This is a genomic window from Pseudomonas sp. GZJR-8, assembly GCF_002916705.1.
Lineage (GTDB): Bacteria > Pseudomonadota > Gammaproteobacteria > Pseudomonadales > Pseudomonadaceae > Aquipseudomonas > Aquipseudomonas synxantha_A.
The window spans coordinates 116,411-138,787 of record NZ_JXSI01000002.1; the positions used below are offsets into that span (position 1 = coordinate 116,411).

General features: G+C 61.0%; 23 protein-coding genes and 1 pseudogene. 8 read left to right on the plus strand and 16 right to left on the minus strand.

All coding sequences use genetic code 11. The annotated features are described in order from the left end of the window. The first annotated feature begins 58 nt into the window (after positions 1-58). From TK42_RS03835 to TK42_RS03865, 6 genes are all read left to right on the plus strand, one after another. A complete protein-coding gene (locus tag TK42_RS03835) occupies positions 59-1,000 on the plus strand; it encodes a DMT family transporter (protein WP_103733639.1) in 942 nt (313 codons plus the stop codon). 77 nt (positions 1,001-1,077) lie between these two features. Then, positions 1,078-3,144: a DNA polymerase III subunit gamma/tau gene (gene dnaX, locus TK42_RS03840; protein ID WP_103733640.1), complete on the plus strand. Its 2,067-nt coding sequence runs from the start codon at positions 1,078-1,080 to the stop codon at positions 3,142-3,144. 43 nt (positions 3,145-3,187) lie between these two features. After that, positions 3,188-3,526, plus strand: coding sequence for a YbaB/EbfC family nucleoid-associated protein (locus TK42_RS03845; protein WP_003193199.1), 339 nt, complete (start codon positions 3,188-3,190; stop codon positions 3,524-3,526). Between the two features lie 139 nt (positions 3,527-3,665). Next, complete coding sequence (locus TK42_RS03850; RefSeq protein ID WP_103733641.1) at positions 3,666-4,700, plus strand: NADP-dependent oxidoreductase; 1,035 nt, start codon at positions 3,666-3,668, stop codon at positions 4,698-4,700. Positions 4,701-4,766: 66 nt separating this feature from the next. Next, positions 4,767-5,369, plus strand: a complete 603-nt coding sequence (recR, locus tag TK42_RS03855) for a recombination mediator RecR (RefSeq protein ID WP_005790294.1) — start codon at positions 4,767-4,769, stop codon at positions 5,367-5,369. A gap of 198 nt (positions 5,370-5,567) precedes the next feature. Continuing rightward, entirely contained in the window at positions 5,568-6,716 is a 1,149-nt protein-coding gene (locus TK42_RS03865; protein ID WP_103733643.1) for an acyl-CoA dehydrogenase family protein, read from the plus strand. A 109-nt stretch (positions 6,717-6,825) separates the two neighbouring features. Here the strand turns inward: TK42_RS03865 and TK42_RS03870 are convergent, their stop codons facing one another. Further along, positions 6,826-7,374, minus strand: a complete 549-nt coding sequence (locus TK42_RS03870) for an adenine phosphoribosyltransferase (protein WP_005790291.1) — start codon at positions 7,372-7,374, stop codon at positions 6,826-6,828. A gap of 78 nt (positions 7,375-7,452) precedes the next feature. Further along, positions 7,453-8,187, minus strand: a complete 735-nt coding sequence (gene fnr / locus TK42_RS03875; protein WP_005790290.1) for a fumarate/nitrate reduction transcriptional regulator Fnr — start codon at positions 8,185-8,187, stop codon at positions 7,453-7,455. A gap of 155 nt (positions 8,188-8,342) precedes the next feature. On the opposite strand from fnr, the gene TK42_RS03880 reads away from it, so the two are divergent. Next, positions 8,343-8,804: a hypothetical protein gene (locus TK42_RS03880; protein ID WP_103733644.1), complete on the plus strand. Its 462-nt coding sequence runs from the start codon at positions 8,343-8,345 to the stop codon at positions 8,802-8,804. Positions 8,805-8,810: 6 nt separating this feature from the next. Here the strand turns inward: TK42_RS03880 and hemN are convergent, their stop codons facing one another. The 6 genes from hemN to ccoG form a co-directional block, all read right to left on the minus strand. Continuing rightward, positions 8,811-10,193, minus strand: a complete 1,383-nt coding sequence (gene hemN / locus TK42_RS03885) for an oxygen-independent coproporphyrinogen III oxidase (RefSeq protein ID WP_032879955.1) — start codon at positions 10,191-10,193, stop codon at positions 8,811-8,813. A 103-nt stretch (positions 10,194-10,296) separates the two neighbouring features. Continuing rightward, positions 10,297-10,980, minus strand: coding sequence for a sulfite exporter TauE/SafE family protein (locus TK42_RS03890; RefSeq protein ID WP_032879956.1), 684 nt, complete (start codon positions 10,978-10,980; stop codon positions 10,297-10,299). After that, on the minus strand, positions 10,973-11,185 hold the full coding sequence (gene ccoS / locus TK42_RS03895; RefSeq protein WP_032879957.1) for a cbb3-type cytochrome oxidase assembly protein CcoS: 213 nt from the start codon (positions 11,183-11,185) through the stop codon (positions 10,973-10,975). Before ccoS ends, TK42_RS03890 begins: the two co-directional genes overlap by 8 nt. Positions 11,186-11,207: 22 nt before the next feature. Further along, the gene (locus tag TK42_RS03900) at positions 11,208-13,658 is read right to left on the minus strand and encodes a heavy metal translocating P-type ATPase (protein WP_103733645.1); all 2,451 of its coding nucleotides are present in this window, start codon (positions 13,656-13,658) and stop codon (positions 11,208-11,210) included. Between the two features lie 8 nt (positions 13,659-13,666). Continuing rightward, positions 13,667-14,206 carry a FixH family protein gene (locus tag TK42_RS03905; protein ID WP_032879960.1) on the minus strand — a complete coding sequence of 180 codons (540 nt, stop codon included), beginning with the start codon at positions 14,204-14,206 and terminating at the stop codon, positions 13,667-13,669. A 15-nt stretch (positions 14,207-14,221) separates the two neighbouring features. Next, a complete protein-coding gene (gene ccoG / locus TK42_RS03910) occupies positions 14,222-15,637 on the minus strand; it encodes a cytochrome c oxidase accessory protein CcoG (RefSeq protein ID WP_032879961.1) in 1,416 nt (471 codons plus the stop codon). Between the two features lie 569 nt (positions 15,638-16,206). Here ccoG and TK42_RS03915 point away from each other — a divergent pair. After that, positions 16,207-16,704, plus strand: coding sequence for a hypothetical protein (locus TK42_RS03915; protein WP_146097863.1), 498 nt, complete (start codon positions 16,207-16,209; stop codon positions 16,702-16,704). 95 nt (positions 16,705-16,799) lie between these two features. Here the strand turns inward: TK42_RS03915 and TK42_RS27085 are convergent. From TK42_RS27085 to ccoO (TK42_RS03955), 8 genes and pseudogenes are all read right to left on the minus strand, one after another. Beyond that, positions 16,800-16,913, minus strand: a pseudogene (locus TK42_RS27085) (VapC toxin family PIN domain ribonuclease); the annotation flags it as partial. 65 nt (positions 16,914-16,978) lie between these two features. Continuing rightward, complete coding sequence (gene ccoP, locus TK42_RS03925) at positions 16,979-17,956, minus strand: cytochrome-c oxidase, cbb3-type subunit III (protein WP_005790276.1); 978 nt, start codon at positions 17,954-17,956, stop codon at positions 16,979-16,981. Further along, entirely contained in the window at positions 17,953-18,138 is a 186-nt protein-coding gene (locus TK42_RS03930; RefSeq protein ID WP_005790274.1) for a CcoQ/FixQ family Cbb3-type cytochrome c oxidase assembly chaperone, read from the minus strand. The genes ccoP (TK42_RS03925) and TK42_RS03930 overlap by 4 nt, the downstream gene beginning before the upstream one ends. Before the next feature lie 5 nt (positions 18,139-18,143). Beyond that, a complete protein-coding gene (gene ccoO, locus TK42_RS03935) occupies positions 18,144-18,752 on the minus strand; it encodes a cytochrome-c oxidase, cbb3-type subunit II (protein ID WP_003193167.1) in 609 nt (202 codons plus the stop codon). Further along, entirely contained in the window at positions 18,752-20,194 is a 1,443-nt protein-coding gene (gene ccoN / locus TK42_RS03940; protein ID WP_078822029.1) for a cytochrome-c oxidase, cbb3-type subunit I, read from the minus strand. The genes ccoO (TK42_RS03935) and ccoN overlap by 1 nt, the downstream gene beginning before the upstream one ends. 417 nt (positions 20,195-20,611) lie before the next feature. After that, a complete protein-coding gene (gene ccoP / locus TK42_RS03945) occupies positions 20,612-21,559 on the minus strand; it encodes a cytochrome-c oxidase, cbb3-type subunit III (protein WP_005790271.1) in 948 nt (315 codons plus the stop codon). Then, positions 21,556-21,756, minus strand: coding sequence for a CcoQ/FixQ family Cbb3-type cytochrome c oxidase assembly chaperone (locus TK42_RS03950; protein ID WP_032879966.1), 201 nt, complete (start codon positions 21,754-21,756; stop codon positions 21,556-21,558). Before TK42_RS03950 ends, ccoP (TK42_RS03945) begins: the two co-directional genes overlap by 4 nt. A 3-nt stretch (positions 21,757-21,759) precedes the next feature. Then, a complete protein-coding gene (gene ccoO, locus TK42_RS03955; RefSeq protein ID WP_003193159.1) occupies positions 21,760-22,368 on the minus strand; it encodes a cytochrome-c oxidase, cbb3-type subunit II in 609 nt (202 codons plus the stop codon). Positions 22,369-22,377: the final 9 nt, after the last annotated feature.

Here is a 22,377-nt window from a genome sequence, read left to right on the forward strand (position 1 = left end):
GTCCTACGCCTGGCCCGGGCCAAGACTGACGGCACTCCTTCTTTTATGGATGCCATCGATGAGTACCCCGTCACCGCTCAAGCTTACGCTAGTCATTGCCAGCGTCATCCTCTGTTGGGCTTATTCACCCATAGGCGTGCATATGGGGCTGCACAGCTACAGCCCTGGCCAATTGGCGTTGCTGCGTTTCTTGATTGCGTCGCTATTCATGGCGGCTGTGGCCTGGGTAGTCGGCATTGGCCGGCCCCAGGTGCGCGACCTGCCGTGGCTGCTGGTGCTGGGTTTCTTCGGGGTGTTCCTGCACCACACCAGCCTCAATCACGGGCAGCAATGGGTGACAGCGGCGGCGTCGAGTGTGTTGGCACAGTCGGCGCCGCTGTTCAGTGTGTTGATCGCTTTTTTCTGTTTGCAGGAGCGCGTCAGCATCTGGCGTTGGAGCTGTGTACTGTTGGGGTTGGCCGGCGTGCTGGTGGTGATCTGGGGCGATCATGGTGTAGGCGATATCGACCCGCGCGGCTTGTTGATCCTGCTGGCGGCCTGCTCATGGAGCGTGTACTTCGCCATCCAGAGGCATTACGCCCATCGCTACAGTCCGTTGACGATGGCGTGCTACATGGTCTGGTCCGGCACCTTGATGCTGTGCGTGAACCTGCCGGGCCTGCCTGCCGCTATCGTGCAGGCGCCGTTGCGGGAGAACCTCGCGGTGCTGGTGTTGGGTATTTTTCCCAGTGCGTTGGCCTATCTGGCCTGGGGTTATGTGCTCAAGCACGTCGAAGTCAGCCGCGCTTCGGTGGCGATGTACCTGATTCCGCCGGTTGCCATGGTGATGGCCGCCACGCTGCTCGGTGAACAGGTGACCCTGCAGGTGATGCTGGGTGCGGTGATCGTGCTGACCAGCGTCGCCGCTATCAGCCTGGAGGGACGCTGGCGCTCAATCGTGCGGCCGGCACACCCGCAGACGCCATCTGGACGGGCAATCAAGCCAGCTTCGTCAGATTAGACGAGCGTGCCGGATGCAATTTCCCCCCTGCTCCGCTAGCATTACCGGCTTCCGCTTCCCAGTTGCGACGGTTTTCGATGAGTTATCAGGTTCTTGCACGTAAATGGCGCCCGCGCTCGTTCCGCGAAATGGTCGGCCAGACCCATGTGCTCAAGGCTCTGATCAATGCCTTGGACAGCCAGCGGCTGCACCACGCCTATCTGTTCACCGGTACTCGCGGGGTGGGCAAGACCACCATTGCGCGCATCATCGCCAAGTGCCTGAACTGTGAGACCGGTATCACGTCAACGCCTTGCGGCACCTGTTCGGTCTGCCGCGAGATCGACGAAGGGCGTTTCGTCGACCTGATCGAGATCGACGCCGCAAGCCGCACCAAGGTCGAAGACACCCGCGAGCTGCTCGACAACGTGCAGTACGCGCCGAGCCGTGGGCGCTTCAAGGTCTACCTGATCGACGAAGTGCACATGCTGTCCAGCCACTCCTTCAATGCGCTGTTGAAAACCCTGGAAGAGCCGCCGCCCTACGTTAAGTTCATCCTGGCCACCACCGACCCGCAGAAACTTCCTGCAACCATTTTGTCGCGGTGCCTGCAGTTCTCGCTGAAGAACATGACGCCAGAGCGCGTGGTCGAGCATTTGACCCATGTGCTGGGTGTCGAGAACGTACCGTTCGAAGACGACGCCCTGTGGTTGCTGGGCCGCGCCGCCGACGGTTCGATGCGCGACGCCATGAGCCTCACCGACCAGGCCATCGCTTTTGGCGAAGGCAAGGTGATGGCTGCCGATGTGCGCGCCATGCTCGGTACCCTGGACCACGGCCAGGTGTTCGACGTGCTGCACGCGCTTATCGAGGGTGACGCCAAGGCGTTGCTCGAAGCGGTGCGCCACCTGTCGGAGCAAGGCCCGGACTGGAATGGCGTGCTCTCGGAAATCCTCAATGTGCTGCACCGCGTCGCTATCGCCCAGGCCCTGCCGGAAGGCGTGGATAACGGCCATGGCGATCGCGACCGCGTGTTGGCCCTGGCCCAGGCATTACCGGCCGAGGATGTGCAGTTTTACTACCAGATGGGCCTGATCGGCCGCCGCGACCTGCCCCTGGCGCCGGACCCGCGAGGTGGCTTTGAAATGGTGCTGCTGCGGATGCTGGCGTTCCGGCCGGCGGATTCGGCAGACGCGCCGAGACAGCCGCTAAAGCCAGTGGGGATCAGCCAGGCCACAGTTGATTCCGCCAAACCAGTGGCTGGCGCGGCCGTTGTCGCGCCAGTAGTGGCTGCGCCTGCGCCGGTGGCGCCGGCACCTGAGCCCGAACCTGCGCCGGCTACAGTGGCACCTGTGGTTGAGCCCGAGCCGGTTATCGAGCCCGCCCCCGTGGTCGACCTGCCCTGGAACGATCCGGTCGAAGCAGAGACTGAGCCCGAGGCTGAGCAACAGCCCGCCGTAGAACCCGTACTGGAAACTGCCGGCGAGCAGCCGGAGCTGACGCCGATGCCTGCGCCGACCCCGGACAGCGTGGTGCCGGATGCCCCTGAGTGGGTATCGGCGCCGGTTCCCGAGCCGACGGTAGCCCAGGTCGAGGCCGCGACCCCCGGCATCGACCTGGACGACGAACCGCCGCTGGACGAAGACTACATCGAGCCGGACATGGATTCGGCCTACAGCTACCTGGACGAATTGGCCAGCGAGCATACCGCCGAGCCAGCGCCCCAGCCCGAGGCAGAACCGGCTGCGGCCCCGGCCACCGGCCTGGCCCTGCAATGGCTGGAATTGTTTCCGAAATTGCCGATCTCCGGCATGACCGGGAGTATCGCCGCCAACTGCACACTGATCTCCATCGAGGGCGACCATTGGCTGCTGCACCTGGATCCGGCCCACAGCGCCTTGTTCAATGCGACCCAGCAGCGTCGGCTCAACGATGCGCTCAACCAATACCATGGGCGCACGCTGACCATCGCCATCGAACTGATCAAGCCCGAGCAGGAAACCCCGGCCCAGGCCGCGACCCGTCGGCGTCTGAACCGCCAGCGCGAGGCTGAGGATTCGATCCACGCTGATCCGCTTATCCAACAAATGATGCAACAGTTCGGTGCGGTCGTCCGCCACGATACTATTGAACCTGTCGAAGCCCCGGTGCCCCAAGCGTCATGACACCGGGCTATTTATTGATCCACGTACTTTTGAGGTGATTCCCATGATGAAAGGTGGCATGGCCGGCCTGATGAAGCAGGCACAGCAGATGCAGGAAAAAATGGCCAAGATGCAGGAAGAACTGGCCAACGCCGAAGTCACCGGTAAAGCCGGTGGCGATATGGTCAGCGTGGTGATGACCGGTCGTCACGACATCAAGCGTGTCAGCATCGACCCGAGCGTGTTGCCTGGCGTGGGCGAAGATGACCTGGAAATGCTCGAAGCGTTGTTCGCCGCAGCCGTCAACGATGCTGTGCGCAAGATCGAAGCCAATAGCCAGGACAAAATGTCCGGCGTGACGGCTGGCATGCAGCTGCCACCGGGCATGAAACTGCCGTTCTGATACAAACGTTGGCTAGACTCAAATGCCGGGCATTGCGCCTGGCATTTTTTTTGCGCGCACGAAACATCGAACCCCGGCCCGTTGCCTATGGTCTGCACCCTATACCGCTGAATTCTCATCGATAAAAGGAGCCCCGCTGATGCCTCAAGAAATGACGCTCAACCAACGCATCGTTCTGGTCTCACGCCCTCAAGGCGCACCCACGCCGGAAAACTTCCGCCTGGAACGTGTAAGCCTGCCGGATCTGGCAGACGGTCAGGTGCTGCTCAAGACGCTGTACCTGTCTTTGGACCCCTACATGCGTGGACGCATGAGTGACGCGCCGTCCTACGCCGCACCCGTGGAAATCGGCGAAGTGATGACCGGCGGTGCTGTCAGCCGTGTCGAGCAATCACGCAACCCGAAATTCGAGGTAGGTGATCTGGTGGTCGGTGCCACCGGCTGGCAGAGCCACAGTATCTGCGACGGCAAGAACCTGATGCCATTGCCCAAGGGGCTTGCGAGCCCGTCGATGGCTCTGGGCGTGTTGGGTATGCCAGGCATGACCGCTTACATGGGCCTGATGGATATCGGCCAGCCGAAGGCCGGGGAAACCCTGGTGGTGGCGGCTGCGTCCGGCGCGGTGGGCTCGGTGGTAGGGCAGGTGGCCAAGCTCAAGGGCTTGCGCGTGGTGGGGGTTGCTGGCGGTGCCGACAAGTGCCGCTATGTGGTGGATGAGCTGGGCTTTGACGCCTGTATCGATCACAAGAGCGCAGACTTCGCCCATGAGTTGGCCCTGGCCTGTTTCAAAGGCGTGGACATTTATTTCGAAAACGTCGGCGGTAAGGTCTTCGATGCGGTGCTGCCGCTGCTCAATGCCAAGGCGCGCGTGCCGCTGTGCGGGTTGATCGCCGGCTATAACGCCCATGAAACCCCCAGCGGCCCTGATCGCCTGCCGGCACTGCAACGCACCTTGCTGACCAAGCGTGTGCGTATCCAGGGCTTTATCGTGTTCGACGACTATGGCGACCGCCAGCCGGAATTCCTCAGCGCCATGGCGCCGTGGGTGCGCGATGGCAAGATCAAGTTCCGCGAGGATGTGGTCGATGGCCTGGAGCAAGCGCCTGAAGCCTTTATCGGCTTGCTGGAGGGACACAACTTCGGCAAGTTGGTGGTGCGCGTCGCGCAAGATTGAGTATTTGACGCTAATCCGGGGCGCGGGTATAAACCGCGTCTCGTTGTTTTGTCGGACCCTTCGCCCATGAGCTTCAGCCCCCTGATTCGCCAACTGATCGACGCCCTGCGCACCTTGCCAGGTGTTGGCCAGAAAACTGCCCAGCGCATGGCGCTGCAACTGCTGGAGCGTGATCGCAGTGGCGGCACCCGCCTGGCCCAGGCTCTGAGCCAGGCCATGGAAGGCGTGGGCCACTGCCGTCAGTGCCGCACGCTCACCGAAGAAGAACTTTGCCCGCAATGCGCCGACCCCCGTCGCGACGACACGTTGCTCTGCGTGGTGGAGGGGCCGATGGATGTGTATGCAGTGGAGCAGACCGGTTATCGCGGCCGCTACTTTGTGCTCAAGGGCCACCTGTCGCCGCTCGACGGTTTGGGGCCGGAAGCCATCGGTATCCCGCAACTGGTCGCGCGCATTGAAGAGCAGGGCACCTTTAGCGAAGTGATCCTGGCGACCAACCCGACGGTGGAAGGTGAAGCCACGGCGCATTACATCGCCCAACTGCTGACCAACAAGGGCTTGATCACTTCTCGGATTGCCCATGGCGTGCCGTTGGGGGGCGAGTTGGAGTTGGTGGATGGCGGTACCTTGGCGCACTCGTTCGCAGGCCGCAAGCCGATCGCCCTTTAACGCCCATTGCAGCCCCCAATGTGGGAGCTGGCTTGCCTGCGATAGCATCACCACGGTGTAACTGAAAAACCGAGGCGCTTGCATCGCGGGCAAGCCCGGCTCCCACATTGGTTTTGTGGTGTCGGTGAAAATCGTGTACAGCTTGATAACCAAGCAAGCGCTTGGTAAGTTCGTTCCATCTCGCCATGGAGCTTGCCGATGTCTGCCTATCAGGAATACTTCGACCCCAGCCACCAATTGGTCCGCGACAGCGTGCGCCGGTTTGTCGAGCGCGAGATGTTGCCGGGCATCGAGCACTGGGAGGAGGCTGAGAGCTTTCCTCGTGAGCTTTACCTCAAAGCCGGAGCGGCGGGCATTCTTGGGATCGGTTACCCCGAGGCATTGGGTGGAAGCCACGAAGGCGATCTGTTCGCCAAGGTCGCCGCCAGCGAAGAACTGATGCGTTGCGGTTCCGGTGGTGTGGTGGCCGGGCTCGGCTCCCTGGATATCGGTTTGCCGCCCATCGTCAAATGGGCCCGGCCTGAAGTGCGGGAGCGTATAGCGCCCCTGGTGCTGGCCGGCGAGAAGATCATCGCCCTGGCGGTTACCGAACCGAGTGGCGGCTCTGATGTCGCCAACCTGCACACCCGCGCCGTGCGTGACGGTGAGCACTACCGTGTGAGCGGTGCCAAGACCTTTATCACCAGCGGCAGTCGGTCGGATTTCTATACTGTGGCGGTGCGCACCGGCGGGCCGGGCTTCGGCGGTATCAGCCTGTTGCTGATTGAAAAAGACACCCCCGGTTTCACCGTTGGCCAGCCGCTGAAGAAGATGGGCTGGTGGGCGTCGGACACGGCCGAGTTATTTTTCGACGACTGCCACGTGCCCGTCGGCAACCTCATCGGCGCTGAAAACATGGGGTTTGCCTGCATCATGGGCAACTTCCAGAGCGAGCGCCTGGCGCTGGCGCTGATGGCCAACATGACCGCGCAACTGGCCCTGGAAGAAAGCCTCAAGTGGGCCACCCAGCGCGAAGCGTTCGGCAAACCCATCGGCAAGTTCCAGGTGCTCAAGCACCGCCTGGCGGAAATGGCCACTGCCGTGGAAGTGTCCCGCGAGTTCACTTACCGTCAGGCGGCGAAGATGGCCGCGGGCAAGAGCGTGATCAAGGAGATTTCCATGGCCAAGAACCTGGCCACGGATACAGCTGACCGGGTGACCTATGACGCGGTGCAGATGTTGGGCGGGCAGGGGTACATGCGGGGTAGCCTGGTGGAGCGGCTGTATCGCGATAACCGGATTCTGTCGATCGGGGGCGGGACGCGCGAAGTGATGAATGAAATCATCAGTAAGCAGATGGGGTTGTGAACCGGGGTGTTCTCTCGGGCCTCATCGCGGGCAAGCCCGGCTCCCACAGGGGAATGCATTCCAAGGTGGGAGCCGGGCTTGCCCGCGATGACTGCAGTACTGACGACCCTTACCTTTCAGTCAGCCCAAACTGCGTCAGGCAAAACGTGGGAATCCCCATGTCTTCCAACCGCTGCGAACCACCCAATTCCGGTAAATCAATAATCGCCGCCGCTTCAAAGATCTGCGCGCCCATGCGCCGTACCAGGTTGGCTGCAGCAATCAGGGTGCCACCCGTGGCGATCAGGTCATCGAATATCAGCACCGAATCACCTTCGCACAGGCTGTCGGCGTGTACTTCCAGGAAGGCTTCGCCGTACTCGGTCTGGTAACCCTCGGCCAGCACGTCCGCCGGCAGCTTGCCTTGCTTGCGAAACAGGATCAGCGGCTTGTTGAGCTGGTAGGCGATGATCGAACCGATCAGGAAACCGCGGGCATCCATCGCACCGATATGCGTGAAATCGGCTTCGACATAGCGCTGGGCAAAGCTGTCGGCTACCAGGCGCAGGGCGCGGGGTGATTGGAACAGCGGGGTGATGTCACGAAAGATAACCCCAGGCTTGGGGAAGTCGATGACAGGGCGAATCAGGGATTTGATGTCGAACGAATCGAAGGTCATCGTCGCAGAGTCCTGGGCGGAAAACGGACTCGAAGTATACCTGCGGCCTTGCCGATTGGCGCGGCCGCAGTGTCTGGATCAGACCTCCAGTGAGCCCCCGGCCAATGCGCAAAGCTGGATTGGGTCAAGGATATGCACTTCCTTGCCCTCGGCAGCAATCAACTGGTTCTGCTGGAAGCGGGTAAACACGCGGGACACGGTCTCAACTGCCAGGCCCAGGTAATTGCCGATTTCATTACGCGACATGCTCAGGCGGAACTGGTTGGCCGAGAAACCACGGGCACGGAAGCGCGCCGACAGGTTGACCAGGAACGTCGCGATGCGCTCGTCGGCGGTTTTCTTCGACAGCAGCAGCATCATTTGTTGATCGTCACGAATCTCGCGGCTCATCACGCGCATCAATTGGCGGCGCAGTTGTGGCAATTGCAGGGCCAATTCGTCCAGGCGCTCGAAAGGAATTTCGCACACCGACGTCGTCTCCAGGGCCTGGGCCGACACCGGGTGAATCTCGGTGTCCATTCCCGACAGCCCGACCAACTCGCTGGGCAGGTGGAAGCCGGTGATTTGTTCTTCGCCGCCGTCGCTGAGGCTGAACGTCTTCAATGCGCCCGAACGTACTGCATAGACGGAATCAAACTTGTCGCCCTGGCGAAACAAAAATTCGCCTTTTTTCAATGGGCGGCCGCGTTTGACGATGTCGTCCAGCGCATCCATGTCTTCCAGATTCAACGAAAGTGGCAGGCAGAGGGGAGCCAGGCTGCAATCCTTGCAATGGGCCTGGCTGTGAGCGCGCAGTTTAACTGGCTCGGACATTTCTTAAATCCTTGTGGGAAAACACACATAAGACGTAAGGGTAACGCACTGGGGGGTATGGAGGCCAGCGTGTACAAAAAACCTGTCGGTATATAAAGATCTGGCTAAAACCGCCGATAGTACTGCTATCGACTACAAACACGGCGACTCAAAACATGTTAGCCCTCAGTACTCAACTCGCTTCGCGTACTCAGATCCAGGCACAGCCCGAAACCAAGAAAGCTGCCGATTCCGATGTTGCCGCGATTCCGACAGCGGATGAAGCCAAGCCTGCCGTTTCCGTGACCATTTCCGGCGCCGCAATGAAAGCTGCCGCGGCGGAAAAAACCTCAAACAGTGACATCGACGAAAGCGGCCTGGCGGAAAACGTCAAGAATCTGCTCAAGATGATTCGTGAGATCAAAAAGCAGATTGCCGAGAAACAGGCTGAGATGGCAGCGGTAATGGCCGACAGAAGTCTCAGCCCTGAACAGGCCCGTGCCCGGCTTTCCGGGCTGCAGTCGGCCTTAAGTGCGCTGCAAGCCAGCTTGACCAGCGCCCAGGCGTCCCTCACCAAGGCGATGAAAGACATGAGCGCGGGTGATGCGGTCAAGGCCGCGAGCCTGGCCATGAAGTAAGTACGTCTAGATGACCCGCGAAAATCGTTGCCTGTTCTGGTGCTCCAGATAGGCATCGAACACCATGCACACTGAACGCACCAGCAAGCGCCCGGCCGGCAGCACACGAATGCCCCGGGCGTCCAACTCGATCAGGCCATCGGTGGCCATCGTCTCCAATTGCGGCCATAGCTCGGCGAAGTAGCCGCGAAAGTCGATGTTGTACGCCTGTTCGATCGCCTCGAACCCCAGGCTGAAATTGCAGATCAACTGCTGGATCACTTCCCGTCGCAGACGATCGTCAGTGGTGCAGACCAAACCACGGCTGGTTGCCAGTTGTGCGCCCGCCAAGGCGTTCTGGTAGTGGGTGAGGTCGCTGCTGTTCTGGCAATACAAGTCGCCAATCTGGCTGATCGCCGAAACGCCCAACCCAATCAGATCGCAATGCCCGTGGGTGGTATAGCCCTGGAAGTTGCGCTGCAGCTTGCCTTCCTCCTGGGCGATGGCCAGTTCGTCGTCCGGCAGGGCGAAGTGATCCATGCCGATATAGCGGTAGCCGGCCTGGGTCAGTTGTTCAATGGTGGTTTGCAGCATCAGCAGTTTTTCGGCCGGCGAGGGCAGCTCGTCGGTGTTGATCCGCCGTTGGGGCATGAAACGTTCCGGCAGATGGGCGTAGTTGAATACGGACAAGCGGTCCGGCTGCAAGCGGATGACTTCTTCCACAGTGCGCGCAAAGTTCAGCGGTGATTGCTTGGGCAAGCCGTAGATCAAATCGATATTGATCGAGCGAAATTGCAGGGTACGTGCCGCATCGATCACTGCGCGGGTCTCTTCCAGGCTTTGCAGGCGATTGACCGCTCGTTGCACCTCGGGGTCAAGGTCTTGCAGGCCGATGCTTACGCGGTTGAAACCCAGCTCGCGCAGCAGGCCCATGGTGGCCCAGTCGGCTTCGCGAGGGTCGATTTCGATGCCATAGTCGCCCGAATCATCATCGAGCAAATTGAAATGCTGGCGCAGGCAATTCATCACCTGGCGCAGTTCGTCGTGGCTGAGAAAAGTCGGTGTGCCGCCGCCAAAGTGCAATTGCTCCACTGGCTGCTTCGGATCGAGGTGGCAGGCCACCAGCTGGATTTCCTGCTGCAGGCGCTGCAAGTAGGCCTGGGCGCGACCACGGTCCTTGGTGACCACCTTGTTGCAGGCGCAGTAGTAGCAAATGTTGGCGCAGAACGGTACGTGCACATACACCGATAACGGCCGTACCGCCTTGCGGCTTTCGCGCAGGGCATGGAGCAGGTCGAAGGTGCCGACCTGGCTGTCCAATTGGACGGCGGTAGGGTAGGACGTGTAGCGCGGCCCCGCCAAGTCGTAGCGGTGAATCAGATCTGTGTCCCAACGAATGGCGTCGAGCATGCGGGCGGTCCCCCGGATTGGCTAGTGGGCCGAGTCTAGGGGCAGGGCTGGCAAGGCATGTTGATTTGCATCAACGGGGAGCGGCGCTATGCCACAGGGGCTTTCAATGACCCATGAGCCAGTGCTGATGCGGGCCCGGCAAGGTCCAGATACCGAAGATGATCACCAACAGGCCGCCGGCCATGCGCACGCTGCGTTTACGCAAGAGCGCGGTGACACGCTCCGCCGCCAGCCCGGTGGCCAGCAGCACCGGCCAGGTGCCGAGGCCGAACGCGAGCATCAGCAACGCGCTGTCCAGCGCATTGCCCTGGCTCGCGGCCCACAGCAGGGTGCTGTAGACCAAGCCGCACGGCAACCAGCCCCACAGCGCGCCCAGCAGCAAGGCGCGCGGCAGGCTCGACACCGGCAGCAAACGGTTGGCAACGGGCTGTATATGCCGCCACAGGCCGCGTCCGAGGCTTTCGATGCGGGTCAGGCCGCTCCACCAACCGGCTAGGTACAGGCCCATGCAAATCAGCAGTAACCCGGCGAGTACGCGCATGAACATCGCCGCCGGGCTGTTGGCCACCGCCCAGCCGGCAAGGCCAATCAGCAAGCCGGCCGTGGCATAGCTGAGGATGCGCCCCAGGTTGTACGCCAGCAGCAGGCGAAAGCGGCGGCTGCGTTGCTCCTTGGGGATCGCCAGGGTCAGGGCGCCCATCAGTCCGCCACACATGCCTAGGCAATGGCCGCCGCCCAGCAGGCCGAGGATCAGCGCCGAGACCAGCAGGGGCGCCAGCTCAAGCATGGGGTGGATCTTTGGGCGGTTGTTCGGGGCTGTTGGCTTGGTCGATGGCGGCCAGGTGGTTCGGGTCCTGGTCGTCGAACAACACGCTGTGGGCGGGGCCGTCGAGATCCTCGTACTGGCCGCTGTCCACGGCCCAGAAGAAGATGTAGATCGCCACACCCACTAACAGCAGCGCCGCCGGTATCATCACGTATAGAGCTGGCATCTGCACTCCATGCCCACGCGGCTCAGGCCGGCAGCGGGCGGGTTATCAAGGTGGTGCCGGTGGCTGGCGCGCTCGGCAGGCGAGTCAGGCGCAAGGCGTTGAGCACCACGGTCAATGAGCTGAGGGACATGCCGATCGCCGCCCAGATTGGGGTGATCCAGCCCAAGGCCGCAAACGGCAGCATAAGGCCATTGTACAGCCCGGCCCACAGCAGGTTCTCAATGATCACTCGACGGGTGCGCCGTGCCAGGCTGAAGGCTTGCACCAGTGCCTCCAAGCGGTTGGACAACAGCACCGCGTCGGCGCTGGTTTTCGCCAGGTCAGTGGCCGAGCCCATGGCCACGCTGATATCGGCGGCGGCCAGCACCGGCACATCATTGACGCCATCGCCCAGCATCAGCACCTTGCGGCCTTGCTTGTGCAGGTTTTGCAGCACCTGCAACTTGTCATCAGGGCGCAGGCCGCCGTGGGCTTCGTCGATGCCCAACTCAAGGGCCACACTGGCGACCATCGGTGAGCTGTCGCCCGAGAGCAGCAGCGTACGCCAGCCGCGTGCCTTGCACGCTGCGAGCAGCGCAGGGGCGTCGCTGCGCAGGCGGTCGTCGAGTACGAACCAGGCGAGGGCGCCGCTGTTGTCACCCAACAGCAGCCATTGCCCGGCTTCGTCCGGTGAGGCGGGAATCGCGCAGCCACTGAGTTCGCAGACAAAACCCGGTTGGCCAATACGCAACAGGCGGTCCCCCACCCGACCCTCCAGGCCCAGGCCAGGGGTGCTCAACACTTCATCAGCGGCCAGTGGCGCACGCCCAAAGGCACGAGCAATCGGGTGTTCCGAGCGGTTCTCCAGGGCGGCGGCGAGGCCCAGGCACTGGTCGCTGTCCAGCGCGCCCAGGGGCTGGATGGCGCGCAACGCCAGGCGTCCTTCGGTGAGGGTGCCGGTCTTGTCGAAAATCACCGTGTCGATCTGGTTCAGGCCTTCAAGCACATGGCCGCGGGTCAGTAGCAACCCCAGGGTGTGCAAGGTGCCGGTGGCAGCGGTCAGGGCGGTTGGGGTGGCCAAGGACAGTGCACACGGGCAAGTCGCCACCAGCATCGCCAACACAATCCAGAATGCGCGTGACGGGTCCAGTTCCCACCACAGCAGGCCGATCAGCACGGCGGCGATCAGCGAGCACAGCAGGAACCACTGCGCGGCACGGTCGGCGATTTGCGCCAGGCGTGGTTTCTCGGCCTGGGCGCGCTCCAGCAGGCGCACAATGGCGGACAGACGCGTGTCGTGGCCCAGGGCGCGCACCTCGACCGTCAGTGCGCCCTCGACATTCAGCGTGCCAGCCGTAACGCTGTCGCCGACCCGCCGCGGCTGTGGCAGGTACTCGCCGGTCAGCAGGGATTCATCGATGCTGGATTGGCCGTCGAGGATCACGCCATCCGCCGGCAGCACCGCGCCGGGATGCACCAGGACACGATCACCCAATGCCAGTTCACTGAGCAGGATGCGTTCGCTCTGACCATCACCTTGGAGGCGCAAGCAGGAGGCGGGCAACAGGTTGACCAATTGAGCGGTGGCCGCTGCGGTGCGCTCCCGGGCGCGGCGCTCAAGGTAACGCCCGGCCAGCAGGAACAGCGCAAACATGCCCACGGCATCGAAATACAATTCGCCCACGCCAGTGATCGCGGTCCAGATGCCCGCCAGGTACGCACCGCCAATTGCCAGGGATACCGATACGTCCATGGTCAGGTGTCGCGTGCGTATGTCACGCAGCGCCCCTTTGAAGAACGGCGCGCAGCTATAGAACACGATGGGTGTGGTGAGAAACATCGCAACCCAGCGCAGGATCACGTGCAACTCCGGGCTCAGGTCGATATTGAATTCCGGCCAGGTCGCCATGGTTGCCATCATCGCCTGGAACCACAGCAAGCCGGCAACCCCCAGTTGACGCAGGGCCAGGCGATTTTCGCTGGCCAATTGTTCGGCGGCGCGGTCGGCCTGGTAGGGGTGGGCGGCGTAGCCGATATGGCGCAGTTCGCTGAGCAGTTGGCTCAACGGCAGTTGCCCATCGGCCCAGCGCACGTGCAAGCGATGGTTGGACAGGTTCAGCCGCGCCTCGGCCACCGCGGGCAGGCTGCGCAGGTGTTTCTCGATCAACCAGCCGCAGGCGGCGCAGCTGATGCCTTCCATCAACAGAGTGGTTTCGGCCAAGTCGCCTTGATGGCGCACAAAGGGTTTTTGCACATCGGCGCGGTCGTACAGCGCCAGCTCATCCACCAGTTGCACCGGGAGCGCCTCGGGGTTGGCCGAGGCTTCGCTGCGGTGCTGGTAATAGCTTTCCAGCCCACCGGCCACAATCGCTTCGGCCACGGCCTGGCAGCCGGGGCAGCAGAGTTCGCGGCGTTCGCCGAGGATCCGGGCGGTGAACCGGCTGCCGGATGGGACGGGCAGGGCGCAGTGGTAGCAGGGGATTGGGCTGGTCATGGGCGCTGCTATTTTTTCAGGTCTTCGGCACCCTGCAATGGTTCGTCACCCAACAGCAAGTCTTTGTCGTGGCTGACCTCTTCTTCCTCGAACATCCTCCAGGTGTTGCTGCCTTCCACGCCAAGCAGTTCCACGAAACGCCGGCCTTCAACCTTGTCGGTGACCTGGCCGATGTAGCGGCCCTGCTCGCTATCACTGCGGGCCAGGACGATCTTGCGATCCTTCTCCGGCTGGGTCGGGGAAATCAGGTTCAGTTCCAGGGTTGCAGGGCCGCTGTTACCGGTCAGGTGCAACTCGACTTCGCCGGTCAGTTCATCCAGGTGCAACTTGGCACGCAGTTGCAGGGTCTGGGCCAGGCGTTCACGGTCCAGGGAGCGGTTGATGCCTTTGCCGGCCTCGTAGTAATTGTCGTTGACCAGGTTGTCCGGGTTGTTGACCGCGATGGTCACCATGGACAGGGTCAGCGTCACCGAGCAGGCCAGGATCGCGATGATGATCCAGGGCCAGAGGTGCTTGTACCAAGGGCTTGCAGCAGTGGTTGCGGGCATTCTTGTGTTCCCTGTTTAACGAACTTGTGGGCCGATGAATCGGCTCTTGGCTTCAATATGAACGCTGGTGTCATCGGCATCTTTGAGGATGAAAGTCACCTCGTTGGTGCTCGACGGCAGTTGCTCCGGCGCACTCGACAACTCCACCGGCATACTGACGATATCGCCGGCGGCCACCTTGATTTCGCGTCGCCCCTGCAACTTGAGGTCCGGCAGGCCGGCGGCGTCGAGCACGTAGGTGTGGTCGTGCTGGTCCTTGTTCATGATCTTCAGGCTGTAGACGTTTTCGATGCGCCCTTCGGCGTTTTCCCGGTACAGCACGCGGTCCTTGCTGACATCGAAACCCACCAGCGAGCGCATGAAGAATGCGCCGACCAGCAAGCCGATCATGGTCAGCAGCACCAGCGCATAGCCGATCAGCCGTGGGCGTAACTTATGGGTCTTCTGACCGGACAGATTGTGCTCGGTGGTATAGCTGATCAGGCCGCGTGGGTAGTCCATCTTGTCCATGATGTTATCGCAGGCATCGATACAGGCGGCGCAGCCGATGCACTCGATTTGCAGGCCGTCGCGGATATCGATGCCGGTCGGGCACACCTGCACGCACATGGTGCAATCGATGCAGTCTCCCAGGCCCTGGGCCTTGTAGTCGACGCCCTTTTTACGCGGGCCGCGCACTTCGCCACGGCGCGGGTCATAGGAAACGATCAGGGTGTCTTTGTCGAACATTACGCTCTGGAAGCGCGCGTAAGGGCACATGTAGATACACACCTGCTCGCGCAGCCAGCCGGCGTTGCCGTAGGTGGCGAGGGTGAAGAAGCCGACCCAGAAATACGACCAGCCGTCGGCCTGGCCGGTGAAGAAATCGAACACCAGCTCGCGGATCGGCGAAAAGTAGCCGACGAAGGTCATGCCGGTGGCGAAACCGATCAACAGCCACAGCGTGTGTTTGCTGAACTTGCGCAGGAACTTGTTGGCGCCCATGGGCGCCTTGTCCAGCTTGATGCGCTGGTTGCGGTCGCCTTCGGTGACCTTTTCGCACCACATGAAGATCCACGTCCACACGCTTTGCGGGCAGGTATAGCCGCACCACACCCGTCCGGCGTACACGGTGATAAAGAACAGGCCAAAGGCCGCAACAATGAGAATGCCCGAGAGCAGGATGAAATCCTGGGGCCAGAAGGTGGCGCCAAAAATGAAGAACTTACGCTCCGGCAGGTTCCACCACACCGCCTGGTGGCCGCCCCAGTTCAGCCACACGGTGCCGAAGTAAAGCAGGAACAGGCCGGCGCCACCGAGCATGCGCAAATTGCGGAACAGGCCGGTGAAGGCACGGGTATAGATTTTCTCTCGCGAGGCGTAGAGGTCGACGCTATTGCTCGCGTTTTTGGCAGGCGGGGTAACGTCATGTACCGGTATCTGGTTGCTCATCATTGCATCCCACGGCGGTGGAGATTTGCCTCGGCCAGTACGTGCCAGCCAGGGTCAAATGGGGGGTGTTGCAGTGGCCTAATGATACGCCCCCGATGTTGTGCAAAGGGTGCGACCTTTGGTCGCGTTGGGAGAAATCAAATGATGGTGTACGTGACCTGGATCAATTGACTTGTGAAGTATGGACGGTTTTGGTGGGTGTGCCGGTCATTCGTCCCTCGGGTCAATCAGTGGCGCGCCGCTGGGCCAGAAGTCGCTGATGTGGCGTGAGCAGGGTGAGTCACGGAAAAGCGCAGATTCAAGTTTGGCGATATTTTTATATTGCCGTGTCAGGCTGGCTCGGCTGTTTTATAGCCATGGCATAAGCTGTAAATATATAGGCAAGCATCAAGTGCGATTGGTTGTTTACTACTTGCTGCGCATGAAGTTTTCACTGGTGGCCAGTCGCCAAGTATGTATACATGCATTTACATGTTTTTGCTCTGCGGATTGAACTGTCTGGTAAGTGGTATTCACTAATGGGTGTGTGGTTTTTTTTGCTGGTCTTATCTATTTTTTCGAGGTGTTAGATGATAAGTGATAATGTTTTTAATGCTTCAGATTTCGAGGTTTTTAATCTGCGCTCTATCTTGGGTCTGCCACCTTCAGATCATGCTGTACCCGCGAGCGCGATGACGTTGCGTAGTTTTGCCGTTCAACCATCCTTTTCTGGCAATCGAGTGCCTGATGACTCGAAGGTGATAGAGGGCGAGGTGGTGGAACGACTGCTGCAAAACTTCAACGTGTTTGAAGATCCAGGTTCTCCAGGACGCATTACGGTTGGGAGTTTGGTTGAAGTGCTTTGCGGGTTTAAGCCTGAGGTGTCGGAAAGGAACGTCGAGTTGGTTAAGATGATTTTTCTAATGCCCGGACTTTTGAATAAGCTTTGTAGTGCCCATGGTGTTGATAAAGTAGGTGCTCCCTCATCGGAGGGCAGTATTGATAAGTTTGATTTGGAACGGCTGGATAATTTTCATGCGCCGTTGCGTAATCGCCGACGGGAATTTAATAAGATGTTTAAGTATTAATCTCAGCGACCAGAGCGAATGATCTGTTGCAGTTGGGGGACTTTGCCTGGATCAATTGACTTGTGAAGTACGGACGGTTTTTGCTCGCAAGACGGTCATTCGCCCCATGGATTGATCAGCGCAACGCCGCTGGACTTGAAGTCGCTGACGTTGCGTGTGACCACGGTAAGCCCATGAACCAGAGCGGTTGCGGCAATCGACGAGTCACTCGCAAGCCAGAAACAAAATAGCCCCGCCAGTTTTCGCTGGGCGGGGCTTTTTTGTGTGCGAGGATTTATTGCTCTTCTGCCTTCTTATCCCCATGGGACAGGCTGTACACGTACGCCGCCAGCAAGTGCACTTTGTCATTGCCTTGCAGCAACTCCTGCGCTGGCATCTGACCTTGGCGGCCATAACGAATGGTCTGTTGCAATTGCGCGAAGCTTGAGCCGTAGATGAATGCGCCCGGGTGCGTCAGGTCGGGGGCGCCCATGGCTGGCGTGCCTTTACCGGCCGGGCCGTGGCACGCCACGCAGTTGGCGGCGAAGAGTTTCTCGCCGTTGGCTACATCTGCCTTGGCGCCTTCGGGCAGCTTGCGGCCATCGAGGTTGGTCACCACAAAGCCTGCTACGTCAGCCACGCCTTGCTCGCCGATGACTTCGGCCCAGCCTGGCATTACTGCGTGGCGGCCTTGCATGATGGTTTGCTTGATGGTCTCCGGCTCGCCGCCCCAGCGCCAGTCAGCGTCGGTCAGGTTAGGGAAACCGTAGGCGCCCTTGGCGTCGGAGCCGTGGCACACCGAGCAGTTGGAGGCAAACAGCCGGCCGCCCATCTTCAGGGCTTGCGGGTCCTTGGCCACCTCTTCAATGGGCATCGATGCGAATTTGGCGAAGATCGGCCCGAACTTGGCTTCCGATCTGGCCATTTCCTTTTCCCATTCGTGCACGCCGGTCCAGCCGGTCTGGCCGTTGGCAAAGGCGGTTTGCTTGTCGTTGTCCAGATAGTTATAGCCCGGCAGCAGGCCCTTCCAGTTACCCAGGCCGGGGTAGAGCACCAGGTAGCCGAGGGCGAAGACGATGGTGCCGACAAACAGCATGAACCACCATTTGGGCAGTGGGTTGTCGTACTCCTCGATGCCATCGAACGAGTGGCCGACGGTCTCGTCCGTCTGCTCGGTGCGCTGGCCCTTGCGGGTCGACAGCAGCAGCCAGGTCAGGGCGAAGATGGTACCCAGACTGAGGACTGTGACGTACAGACTCCAGAACGTAGTCATTCTTTGTTACTCCTAGAAGCTTGCTCGACGTGCTTGATGGCTTCGGGATCATCTGCAAAGGGCAGCATGGTCGCGTCGTCAAACTCCGACTTGCGCCGCGGGCTGAACACCCACAGCGCCAGGCCGACAAAGGCCACCATCACCACAACGGTGCCCAGGCCACGAATCATCCCGATATCCATGTAGGTCACCGTTTGCTTTTGATGATGGTGCCAAGGCCCTGCAGGTAGGCCACCAGTGCGTCCATTTCGGTCTTGCCCTTCACAGCGGCCGCTGCACCGGCGATGTCTTCGTCGGTGTAGGGCACGCCCAGGGTGCGCAAGACTTCCATCTTCTTCGCGGTGTCCTTGCCGTCGAGCTTGTTTTCCACGAGGAACGGGTACGCCGGCATTTTTGACTCCGGCACCACGTTGCGCGGGTTGTACAAGTGCGCACGCTGCCAGTCATCGGAGTAACGCCCGCCGACCCGGGCCAGGTCCGGGCCGGTGCGCTTGGAACCCCACAGGAACGGGTGGTCCCACACGCTTTCACCGGCGACCGAATAGTGGCCGTAGCGTTCGGTTTCGGCGCGGAACGGGCGGATCATCTGCGAGTGGCAGCCCACGCAACCGTTGGCGATGTAGACGTCGCGGCCTTCCAGTTCAAGGGCGGTACGCGGCTTCATGCCTTCGACCGGCTTGTTGGTCACGTCCTGGAAAAACAGCGGCACGATCTGGGTCAGGCCGCCGATACTCACGGCAATGACCATGAAGAAGGCCAGCAGGCCGATATTCTTCTCGACTACTTCATGCTTCATCAGTGAGCTCCCACAACGGCGATCTTGGCGGCGGCTTCAGCTTGCGCCGGGTCGGAGGCACGTACGGTGCGCCAGACGTTGTAGGCCATCAACAACATGCCGCTGGCAAAGAATGCACCGCCCAGGGCACGCACGATAAAGCCCGGGTGGCTGGCTTGCAGCGCTTCGACGAAGGAGTAGGTGAGGGTGCCGTCATCATTGATCGCACGCCACATCAGGCCCTGGGTGATGCCGTTGACCCACATCGAAGCGATGTAGAGCACGGTGCCGATGGTCGCCAGCCAGAAGTGCGCATTGATCAGCCCGACGCTGTGCATCTGAGCGCGGCCGAACAGTTTGGGGATCATGTGGTACAGCGCGCCGATGGAGATCATCGCTACCCAGCCCAGTGCGCCGGCATGTACGTGGCCGATGGTCCAGTCGGTGTAGTGGGACAGCGAGTTGACGGTCTTGATCGCCATCATCGGCCCTTCAAAGGTCGACATGCCGTAGAACGCCAGCGACACCACCAGAAAGCGCAGGATCGGGTCGGTGCGCAGCTTATGCCAGGCGCCCGACAGGGTCATCATGCCGTTGATCATGCCGCCCCAGCTTGGTGCCAGCAGGATGATCGACATCGCCATGCCCAGGGACTGTGCCCAATCCGGCAAGGCGGTGTAGTGCAGGTGGTGGGGGCCGGCCCAGATGTAAAGGGTGATCAGCGCCCAGAAGTGCACGATGGACAGGCGATAGGAGTAGATCGGGCGCTCGGCCTGCTTGGGCACGAAGTAATACATCATCCCCAGGAAGCCGGTGGTGAGGAAAAAGCCTACGGCGTTGTGGCCGTACCACCATTGAATCATCGCGTCCGTCGCGCCAGAGTAGGCCGAGTAGGACTTGAACAGGCTGACCGGCAAGGACGCGTGGTTGACGATGTGCAGCATCGCCGTGACCAGGATGAACGCCCCGTAGAACCAGTTGCCCACATAAATGTGCTTGGTCTTGCGCTTGACGATGGTGCCGAAGAACACCACCGCGTAGGTCACCCAGACGATGGCGAGCAGAATCGCGATCGGCCATTCCAGCTCGGCGTATTCCTTGGTGGTGGTGTAGCCCAGCGGCAGGCTGATGATGGCGCCGACGATAACCGCCTGCCAGCCCCAGAAAGTGAACGCGGCCAGGCTATCCGAGATCAATCGCGTCTGGCAGGTGCGTTGCACCACGTAGTAGGAGGTGGCAAACAGTGCACAGCCACCGAAGGCGAAGATCACCAGGTTGGTGTGCAGCGGGCGCAAACGACCGAAGGTCGTCCAGGGCAGGTCGAAATTCAATTGCGGCCAGACCAGTTGCGAGGCGATGAACACCCCGAGCCCCATGCCAAGGATCCCCCAGACCACCGTCATGATGGCGAACTGGCGGACTACCTTATAGTTATAAGCAGTCGGACTGATTGCTGTGCTCATTCTAAGGTTCCACGGTTTAGGTTTTTTTATAGGTAAAATCGGTCGCAAGTATGTAGAAAGCGAGGGGCCATTGCAACGCAATGGCTGACCTGTATCAATGCGTTCCACGCCAGATTCTGCGCCCTTTCCATGTTTGGCGTAAGGATTAAATCCGAAATAGAAAGCTGATCAAGTGGACAGGAATTTTAGGGGGCGCAACGGATACCGTCGCCTACGCCAGAATTGCTCCACTGTGGGAACAAGCGTAGACCCGAATAGGAGGGGGGGAAAGTTGGGTGTTGCGAGGGTGCGACACTTGGTCGCGACTTATGCCTGTGGCGAGGGAGCTTGCTCCCGCTGGGCTTCGCAGCGGCCCCAAAATCTTGGGAGCGCTTCGCACTCCAGCGGGAGCAAGCTCCCTCGCCACAGGTAGAGCTTTTACTGCGGTTGGCTGTCTGGCGTTGCACCATCAGCATTATGGGACAGGCTATACACGTACGCCGCCAGCAGATGCACCTTGTCATTACCCTGCAGCACTTCCTGGGCCGGCATCTGGCCCTGGCGACCATGGCGGATGGTCTGCTGCAACTGCGCCAGGCTGGTGCCGTAGATAAACCCGCTTGGTTCGGTCAGGTTCGGCGCGCCCATGGCTTCCACGCCGTGGCCTTGTGGGCCATGGCAAGCCACGCAGGTGGTGCTGAATGCGGCTTGGCCCGCGGCCAGGTCAGCGGTGTTGTCCGCCGGCAAGGGCAGCTTGGCCAGGTCGTGGCGCACATAGGCGGCGACGTTTTTCACCCCGTCCTCGCCCAGCACTTCACCCCAGGCCGGCATGGCCGCGTGGCGACCGGCCATGATGGTAGCCTTGATCGCTTCGGCCGAACCACCCCAGCGCCAGTTGCTGTCTGCCAGGTTCGGGAAGCCATAGGCGCCCTTGGCATCCGAGCCGTGGCACACCGCGCAGTTGGAGGCGAACAGGCGGCCGCCCATCTTCAACGCTTGTGGGTCCTTGGCGACTTCTTCCACGGGCATCGCCGCGAACTTGGCGAAGATCGGCCCGAACCTGGCGTCGGCCTTGGCCATTTCCTTGTCCCATTCCTTGGTCTGGGTCCAGCCATCTTCATAGCCCGGCAGCACGCCTTTCCAGTTGCCCAGGCCCGGGTAGAGAATCAGGTAGCCGACGGCAAATACCAGCGTGCCGGCGAACAGCATGAACCACCACTGGGGCAGCGGGTTGTCGTACTCCTCGATACCGTCGAAGGCGTGGCCCATGGTCTGGTCGACGCTGCCCTTGGTTTCGCCCTTGCGGGTGCCGACCAACAGCCAGGTCAGGCCGATCAGGCTGCCGAGGGTCAATACGCAGATCCATGTACTCCAAAAAGTAGTCATGGCCGAGTGCTCCTTGTTACTGGCTCTGCTTGAGCGTCGGTTGGGGAGGGTTCATCGGCAAACGGCAGCATGGTCGCATCGTCAAACTCCGACTTGCGCCGTGGGCTGAACACCCACAGCGACAGGCCGATAAAGGCGATGGCGACCACCAGTGTGCCGAGGCCGCGGATGGTGCCCGCATCGAATTCAAATCCCATGGCTCACCTCTTGCTCTTGATGGCGGTGCCGAGCACTTGCAGGTAGGAAACCAGCGCGTCCATCTCGGTCTTGCCCTTGAGGCTGGCGACCGCGCCGTTGATGTCGTCGTCGGTGTAAGGCACGCCGAGGGTACGCATCACTTTCAATTTGGTCTCGGTGTGGCTGCTGTCGACGGCGGCGGTGACCAACCACGGATAGGCCGGCATTTTCGACTCCGGCACCACGTTGCGCGGGTTGTACAAATGCGCGCGGTGCCAGTCGTCCGAGTAGCGTGCGCCGACGCGGGCCAGGTCCGGCCCGGTGCGCTTGGAGCCCCACAGAAACGGGTGGTCCCAAACGCTTTCGCCGGCCACCGAGTAGTGACCGTAGCGCTCGGTCTCGGCGCGGAACGGGCGGATCATCTGCGAGTGGCACTGCACGCAGCCTTCGCGGATGTAGATGTCGCGGCCCTCCAGCTGCAGCGCGGTGTAGGGCTTCATGCCTTCCACCGGCTTGTTGGTCACGTCCTGGAAGAACAGCGGGACGATCTGGGTCAGGCCGCCGATGCTCACGGCGAGCACCATCAGCAGCATCAGCAGGCCGACGTTTTTTTCAATCGTTTCGTGTTTCATCATCGACTC